At 27.8% G+C, this 2,100-nt stretch carries 3 protein-coding genes; all 3 read left to right on the top strand.

The window, feature by feature from the left end; translation table 11 throughout:
* On the top strand, window positions 1–558 hold a 558-nt coding region (locus tag R5Z65_RS09975; RefSeq protein ID WP_317368890.1), incomplete at its 5' end, for a metal ABC transporter substrate-binding protein.
* Entirely contained in the window at window positions 559–1,275 is a 717-nt protein-coding gene (locus R5Z65_RS09970) for a metal ABC transporter ATP-binding protein (protein WP_317368889.1), read from the top strand. It abuts the gene before it with no gap.
* The gene (locus R5Z65_RS09965) at window positions 1,268–2,071 is read left to right on the top strand and encodes a metal ABC transporter permease (RefSeq protein ID WP_317368886.1); all 804 of its coding nucleotides are present in this window, start codon (window positions 1,268–1,270) and stop codon (window positions 2,069–2,071) included. Before R5Z65_RS09970 ends, R5Z65_RS09965 begins: the two co-directional genes overlap by 8 nt.
* Window positions 2,072–2,100 lie beyond the last annotated feature (29 nt).

Genomic DNA, 2,100 nt, shown 5'->3' with positions numbered 1-2,100 from the left:
GAACACGAACACGAGCATCAACACGAGGATGAAATAGATGAGCACGTTTGGACATCTCCTATAAATGCAATAAAAATTTCTAAAAAAATTAAAGATATTTTAGTTGAAAAAGACAGCAAAAATGCAGTATTATATGAGGATAATACTAATGAATATATAAGAAAATTAGAAAAATTAGACAAGGATATTAGAGATGTAGTTTCTTCTTCTAAAAGAAATATATTAGTTTTTGGTGATAGATTTCCTTTTAGATATTTAGCTAATGAATATAACCTAGATTATTTTGCAGCTTTTTCTGGGTGCTCTACAGAAACAGAAGCAAGCCCATCAACAGTTGCTTTTTTAGTAGATAAAGTAAAGGAAAAAGAAATACCAGTAGTTTTTACCATAGAATTTTCTAATGGTAAAATAGCCGATGCTATAACTGACTCTACTGGTGCAAAAAAAGTAATGCTTCATTCTTGCCATAACGTGTCTGCCGACGAATTTGCAAATGGGGTTACATATCTATCACTTATGAACGAAAATATAAACAAACTCCGTGAGGCTTTAAACTAGATGTCTTTAATAATAGGTGAAGATTTAAGTTTTTCTTATGATGGAAATGTAATTGTTGAAGGTTTAAACTTTTCAGTAGAAAAAGGAGATTATTTTTCTATTATAGGTGAAAATGGTGCAGGTAAAAGTACATTAATGAAAGGAATTTTAAAGTTAAAAACTCCTTCAAAAGGCAGAATTTGTACAGGTGATGGATTAAAATTAAATGAGATAGGTTATTTATCCCAACAGACACAACTTCAAAAAGACTTTCCAGCAGAAGTTTTTGAGATAGTTCTTTCTGGATTTTTAAATAATTTGAAGTGGCGTCCATTTTATAATAAAACTGAAAAAAATATGGCAGAAGAAAAACTAGAACAACTTAATATTAAAAATTTAAAAAATAAATATTATAGTGAATTATCTGGAGGGCAACAACAAAGAGTTTTACTTGCAAGAGCTTTATGTGCAGGCAAAAAAATATTGTTTTTAGATGAGCCTGTTGTGGGACTTGACCCTATTGCAGTGACTGAATTTTATGATTTAATTTCAGATATAAATAAAAATCAAAATTTAACAATTATTATGGTATCTCACGATATAGAAAATGTATTATATTATTCTACAAAAATATTACATTTAGCAGATAAAAAGCAATTATTTTATGGTACCCCAAAAGAATATGTTAAAACTTCTATAGGAATAAAATTTTCTAAAGGGGGTTATGATAATGATTAGTTTGATAAAAGAAATTTTATCATATCCGTTTATGGTAAGAGCATTAGTTGTAGGGGTATTTATTGCATTATGTGCATCTTTGTTAGGTGTTAGTATGGTACTAAAGAGATATTCTATGATAGGAGATGGATTATCTCACGTAGGCTTTGGTGCTTTAGCTATTTCAACAGCACTTAAATTACAACCTTTAGTTATTTCTTTACCTATAGTTGTAATAGCAGCGTTTTTCCTTTTAAAAATTAAAGAAAGTAGTAAAATAAAAGGAGATGCAGCTATTGCTATTATTTCTACAGGCTCCCTTGCAGTAGGTATTTTAGTTCTATCTACTACAGTAGGTATGAATACAGATGTAAATAATTATTTATTTGGTTCTATATTAGGAGTTAATGAAAATGAAGTTGCATTAACAGTTATTTTATGTACTATTATTTTTATATTATTTATACTTTTATATAATCGTATTTTTGCAGTTACATTTGATGAGAATTTTGTAATGTCCATAGGAAATAAAGTAGAAGTTTATAATATGATAATTGCTATTTTAACGGCTATTATTATTGTACTTGGTATGCGTACTATGGGAGCTTTATTAATGTCTAGCCTTATTATTTTTCCAGCATTAACAGCTATGCGTATTTTTAAACAATTTAAAAAGGTAGTTATTTTTTCTGGAATAATATCAGTTTTTTGTTTTATATTAGGATTACTTATTTCTTATTTATATGCAATGCCAACAGGGGCTAGTGTATCAGTACTAAACATTATATTATTTATATTTTTTTATATCATTGAATAATAATTTTATTTTGTCGCTTGGATTGTTTT

This window comes from uncultured Tyzzerella sp. (genome assembly GCF_963558545.1).
In the GTDB taxonomy this organism is placed as follows: Bacteria; Bacillota; Clostridia; order Lachnospirales; family CAG-274; genus Tyzzerella.
This window is presented reverse-complemented; position numbering and strand designations above follow the sequence as displayed.